The sequence below is a fragment of the Candidatus Polarisedimenticolia bacterium genome, assembly GCA_035764505.1.
Taxonomy (GTDB): domain Bacteria; phylum Acidobacteriota; class Polarisedimenticolia; order Gp22-AA2; family AA152; genus AA152.
Map to the genome: position 1 here is coordinate 1 of DASTZC010000254.1, position 6,251 is coordinate 6,251.

A 6,251-nucleotide genomic window follows, 5' to 3' on the forward strand; every position below is an offset into this window, starting at 1 on the left:
GGAGCAGGGAGTTGGTCGCCCACAGCAGCGCCTGGGCAGTGCCCTTCGCATCGTCGAAGCGGAAGGCGCCGGCGGCGCGCCCCTCCTCGAGAGCCTCGGCGAACACCGCGACCTCCTTCTGGAGGTGGCGCTGGCGCCGGGCGAGGAAGGACTGCCGCAGCGCGGAGAGGAGGTCGTTCAAGCTCTGGGTATAGTGTCCGACGCTGTCGAAGCGGAACATGACCCGGGTGATCAGCATCCGCCGCAGCCGCTCGCGCGGCGCCATCGGCTCGCGGTGGATTTCCCGCAGGCGCTCCAGCAGCCGTTCGACGATGCGATCGATGTGGGCGAGGACCAGGTCCTCCTTGCCGGGGAAGTGCAGGTAGACCGTTCCCTTCCCGATCCCCACCTCCTGAGCCAGGTCTTCCATCGTCATCTTGCGATAACCGTAACGGGCCAGCAGGGTGTCCACCCCGTCCAGAATCAGGTCGGCGATATCTTCGCGCCGGGCGATTTGTCTCATTTGACCCATGACCGGATTTATACTTTAGTCATATTCGCCGGAGGATGCAAGTGCCCCCGGCTCGCGGCCCGCGGCCCGCAATCATGCTGTGGGGGATGTATCCGTGAGGAGCGGCTGGGGCGGCCCGCGCCGCGCTCGCCGGGGTCAGGAATCCTTCAGCCGATCGGTGAGGAGCTTCTGAATCATGGCGGGATTGGCCTTTCCCTTGGTGGCCTTCATCACCTGCCCCATGAAGAAGCCGAAGGTGGCGGCCTTGCCGGCGCGGTACTGCTGCAGAGGTCCCGGATTGGCCGCGATGACCTGATCGATGGCGGTGAGCAGCTCCGCTTCGTCGCTGATCTGCGTCAGTCCGCGCGCCCGGACGATCTCCGGCGCCGGCTGGCGCGTGGTCCACATCTCCTCGAAGACCTCCTTGGCCAGGCTGCCGCTGAGGGTCCCGGACAGGATCAAGCCAATCAGCTCGGCCAGCGCTTCCGGAGAGACCGGGCACTGCGCGATGTCGGCTTTCGCTTCCTTGAGCTTGCGCAGCACCTCCCCCATCACCCAGTTGCTCGCGGCCTTGGGATTGGCGCTGGCCTTTGCAGCCACCTCGAAATAATCGGCCAGCTCGCGCGTGGTGGTCAGGACGTCGGCATCGTACGCCGGGAGCTGGTATTCGGAGACCAGGCGGTCGCGCCGCTCCAGCGGCAGCTCGGGCAGCGACGCGCGGACCTCCTCCAGCCAGGATTCCTCCACCCGCAGCGGCAGGAGGTCGGGCTCGGGGAAGTAGCGATAGTCGTGCGCCTCCTCCTTACCGCGCATCGTCTCGGTGACATCGGCGTCGGCGTCGTACAGGCGGCTCTCCTGCGCGACCGGCTTGCCGGCCCGCAGCAGCCCGCTCTGCCGCTCGATCTCGAACTGCAGCGCCTTCTGGATGAAGCGGAACGAGTTCAGGTTCTTCAGCTCCACCTTGGTGCCCAGCTTCGTCTCGCCTTTCGGGCGCACCGACACGTTGGCGTCGCAGCGCAGCGAGCCTTCCTCCATGTTGCCGTCGCACACCCCCAGATAAAGCAGCAGCGTGCGCAGCGCCGTGAGATAAGCATGGGCCTCCTGCGGGCTCGCCAGATCGGGCTCGCTGACGAGCTCGATCAGCGGCACCCCCGCGCGGTTGAGATCCACCAGCGTCCGGTCCTCGCCCGGCTGATGGATCGACTTGCCGGCGTCCTCCTCCAGGTGGATGCGTGTCAGCCCGATCCGCTTGCGCGTCCCCCCCGTCTCGATCGTGACGGAACCGCCCAGGCACAGCGGCTGGTCGTACATCGAGATCTGATACCCCTTTGGCAGGTCGGGATAGAAGTAGTTCTTCCGCGCAAACAGGCTCTTGGAGCGGATGTCGCAGCCCACCGCGAGCCCCACGCGCAGCGCCAGCTCCACCGCCATGCGATTGAGGACCGGAAGGACCCCCGGCATCCCGAGGCAGACCGGGCAGGTGTTGGTGTTGGGAGGATTGCCGAACCGGGTCGAGCAGGGGCAGAAGATCTTCGACTGCGTCAGCAGCTGGGCGTGAACTTCCAGGCCGATGACCGGCTCGAATTCCATGGCGCTTTCCTGATGGGCGCGTCGCGGGCTGGCTTCCGGAGGCGGATTATATCAGGCGGCGGCGGTCGGCGGAGGCCGACGGGAGCACCCTGCTGTCCCAAAGGTTACCGCGTCGCGGGTGCCAGGCACCTTCCGAGTGTCCATCCGAAGCCTGGTCTGGAGCTTCGCCCAAGAAAAAAGCGGGGCCCGAAGGCCCCGCTCGACGTGAAAACTCGTTCGCTTCTACGGGCAGCCGGTCGAGAGCACCGGGGTGTAGTTGCCGCCCACGGCGGAGTCGTCGTCCCAGCGGTAGCAGTCGGTGGAGCCTGCGTAGTCGATGTTGACAACCGACGGCGGAGGCGCGGGCACCGGCGCTGTGCAGGCAGCCCCGGAGACCACCGTGTGGTAGCCGGCCAGGTAGAAGGTCACCGTGTTGGGCGGAGGCACCGCCGGATCACCGCAGGTAATGTCGGCCGGAACCGGCCCCACGGGAACCGTAATGGGCGGACCCCCGGGCGAGACGTCGCAGCTGTTGGGCGAAAACCCCGTCCCAATCGGCGTGTTGCACACCGCGCCGGCAATGGGACCCCATGTAATGGTGGGTGGCGGAATAGTCAACGGACCCGTGGAGATGAACGAGTTCCCCCACAGCTGCGGGGCGCGAGCGTGACACACCTGGCCTGCGGGAACGCCGTCCGGATCGTTGTGATGCTCCCAGTTGTGTGTCGTGGCACAGATCAGAGAAGCGCCCGCGCCAAGAGCGGCGCAAGAAGGTCCGAAGGTCCAGGTGGTGAAGCCCGGCAGGCACTGGCCGGCGACCGAGTTGTTGCCGGTGCAGGGGGCGACCGGAGGCTCGGCTATCCGGAGGCCCAACGGGGCGCAGCCGGCGGCGCCGAGCGGCGGGCTGACCAGGGCGGTGGTGCAGGAGAAATCCGAGCTGCAGCGGACCTCGACGCCGTAGTTGTCGCCGTCCACCTCGTTGCTGAGCTGGATCGTCGGGTCGGTCGACCAGTCCTGGAGGACCGTCGTCGGCCCGTTGATGCGGGAGAAGCGGAACTGGGGCACGCCGTCGGCGCAGCCTCCGGGATTGAGCGTCTGAGAGGCGTCGAGGGTGATCTGCTCGCCGGGGCTGATGACGCCGTCCTGGTCGGTGTCGTCCACGGTGAAGCTGACCGTGAAGCCGTTGCTGCCGAGCGACTGGTCGCAATTGGCTGCGGCCGTAGCCGGGCACTGGGTCGTCAGCGGAATCGTCGTGGGATCGACGATGGGAGAGAAAGGCGCCGTGATGGCGCCCGTGATATGGATGGCGTCCACCCACCAGCCGTCGTCCGAGACGCCGATATCGAAGGGGTTGGTGCCGGCCGGAGGCTCCATGTACGAGTTCCAGCCGATTCCGAACTCCCAGATATTGGCGATCCAGCGGATTTTAACGCGCTGGCCGAGATAGGTTGACAGGTCGAATTTCGACTGGACCCAGACGCCGTCGCCGGCGCTGCCCAGGACACCGGGCCCCTGGGCTTGGCCGATGGACTGGGTGTTGCTCCCGATGACGTTGCCCGAATGCGACCAGACGCCGTCGGGGAAGCACATCGTCTCCCCGAAGACGTTCGGGTTCGAAGGCTTGGCGGCGTCGGTCGGCGTGAACTCGCAATACCCGAACCAGGAGAAGACCTGGCTGGTGTGGTCGTAGACGTTCTGGTACGGGACCAGCTTCTGCCACCGGCTGAAGTTGTCGGCGGCGGTCGGATCGGTGTCGACCGCTATCTGGACATCGGCGCGGTCGCCGGCCTGGCCGATTTGGAAGCCGATGCGGTTATCATCCGCGAAGCTGGCGATGTGCCAGAAGCTGAGAAGAAGATCACCCGACGTCGGGAAGGGCGTGAGATTGATGGGTCGAGTCACGAACGCCTCGATCTCGCGGTGCGGCGTCGTGTCGCCGGCGCGCTCCAGAACACCCGTGGCGAGCGTATGCCGCCCGAAGTGGGCCGACTTGTTGCCTTTGAACGCTTTGGGGTTCGGAGCAGCACCCGCGATCTCGAAATGCCAGTCGGTCTGGAAATCGGGGTCGATCTCACAGCCACTCGGCGGGGTGCGGCCCAGGACCTCGATGAATCCATAGCAGGCCTTGCCGACCATCGTCGTGTCGGAATCGACGGCGGCGTTGCGCTCGATGAACCCGATGCTGAGGGAAAAATCGTTGTTCTGGCTGACTCCACCCGTGCCGGTGGGCGAGGGACCCTGGGTCTCGAAGTTTTCGAACACGATTCCGGCGCGGCAGGAGCCGGCCACGGCGCTGCAATCGGCGTCGGTGGTGCAGACGTTGCCGACCTGGCTCAGCGGGACACCCGCCACTTCCCCGCTGCAGCGCGTCGGAGTGATGTAGATCGGAGCGCCTCCCGGGACATCCAGATCGAGCAGGATCGACAGGGAGACGGGCGAGGCGACGCCGCCCGCCTCGTTGGCATTCAGCGCCAGGCTGAAGCTGCCGCGCGCCGCCTGCAGCGGATTGACGGTCTGGGCGGTGGGCGCGATGACCGCCTCGAAGAACCGGCCGTCGGTGGGCTGCGCCGGGTCGTCGCCCGGAGCAAGGGTCCGGGTATCCATCGTGGCGCCGTTGGCAAGCGCCGGGATGGCGATGTTGGTGTCGAGGATGCAGGCGATGTCGGGATCGGCCGTGGTGAGCGCCAGGTTGATGCCGGTGAGGTTGAAGCCGCTGTTGTTCTGCAGGAACAGGGCGAGGCGGACTCGCTCCCCCGGGTCGCCGAAAGCGTCGCCGTCGCCGCAGGAGTTGGCCGCCGCGGCACCGCAGCTGGAGCCGGGGCAATCCGCGCCGGAGGTGCAGGCACGCCCCACGTTCACACCCCCCACGCAGGCGGCGACCGTGGGCCCGCCGGTGCAGGTCTTCAGCTCGGCCCGGTCGCGGACCAGGGTGGAGATCACCACCAGGCTTGCCAGCGGGACGTTCTTGCAGGAGGCGGCCATGGCGAAGAAAGGACCGTTCGCCACATCGTCCGGCAGGCCGTCGAGGTTCTCGTCGAAATTCCCCGCGGGATCACAGGCGTTGCCGATGCCGTTGAAGTTGTCGTCGGACTGCACCGGCGGATCCGAGCCGGGGAGACTGGTCGGATTGCTGGTGACGGGGCAGTTGTCGAGGGTGTCCTTGACACCATCGACATCGGCATCATCGTCGACGGTCGAGCAGACGCGGCCGCCGCAGGTGCCGCCCGCGCCGCATTCCGAGGTGAAGGCGCAGCGCCGGCCCGGCGTGGGTCCGCCCACACAGGCACCCTGGCAATCGCCGTCACAGGCGTCGCCCAGGGCCTGCACGAAGCCACCGGCGGGACCGTCGGTGTCGGCCTGGCCCGGGTTCGCGGTCCGGGTGCAGTTGTCGGAGACGGTCGGAATGCCGTCGAGGTCATCGGGCGGCTCGCTTCCGGTGCCGTCGCCGTCGCAATCCTCGCCGCGGGGCGGTGCGCCGTTGGAAACCTGCTGGCCGGCATTCGCCCAGTCGGGACAGTTGTCCACGCTGTTGATGATGCCGTCGCCGTCGACGTCGTCCCAGTCGCAGGCATTCCCGACGCCGTCCAGGTCGCCGTCGGCCTGGTCCGGATTGTAGGTCAGAGGGCAGTTATCGCAGCCGAAGTAGACGCCGCCGGCGGTGTCGTTGCCGCCCACCTTGTCGCCGTCCGCGTCGACCTGCAGGTTGTTGTACACCAGCGCGCAGTTGTCACCGGTATCATCGATGGCGTTCGTGCTGGGGTTGAAGCCGCACAGACCGTCGGCTCCGAACAGACCGGGGATGTCATCGTCCGTGCCGCAGATGCCGTCCCGGCCGGAGGCCGCCTGGATTCCGTCACCGTCCAGGTTGTCGAAATCGCTCTGACCGGCCTTGTGGTTTTCGTTCGAGTCGCAAAGGTTGTCCTCGTAGGCGAAGAACAGGTTGGTCTCCAGCCCCGGGGTTGTGAAGACCACCCCGGCGGAGTTGAAGATCCCGGAGATGGGGACGTTCCCGCGGAAGATTCCGGTGGCATTGCCGGTCTCGGTCAGGGAAATGACCTCGCCGGGGAACGGCTCCGAGTTCGACCAGGCATTGATCTGGATGACGTCGGGGGCCCCCGCGTTACCCGTCGGGGAGCAGGTCGCTCCCGCCGCGTAGCGCGGATCGTTCACCACCACCGCCACCGTCTCGTTG

At 66.9% G+C, this 6,251-nt stretch carries 3 protein-coding genes; all 3 read right to left on the bottom strand.

The window, feature by feature from the left end:
• On the bottom strand, window positions 1-502 hold a 502-nt coding region (locus tag VFW45_16680), incomplete at its 3' end, for a TetR/AcrR family transcriptional regulator (protein HEU5182424.1).
• A gap of 144 nt (window positions 503-646) precedes the next feature.
• A complete protein-coding gene (gatB, locus tag VFW45_16685; protein HEU5182425.1) occupies window positions 647-2,080 on the bottom strand; it encodes an Asp-tRNA(Asn)/Glu-tRNA(Gln) amidotransferase subunit GatB in 1,434 nt (477 codons plus the stop codon).
• 222 nt (window positions 2,081-2,302) lie between these two features.
• Window positions 2,303-6,251 (bottom strand): thrombospondin type 3 repeat-containing protein (locus tag VFW45_16690; protein HEU5182426.1); only part of this gene is annotated, 3,949 nt, incomplete at its 5' end.

Excerpts from the sequence above, each read along its gene's own strand:
- gatB (HEU5182425.1), bottom strand. The coding sequence starts at position 2,080 with ATGGAATTCGAGCCGGTCATCGGCCTGGAAGTTCACGCCCAGCTGCTG.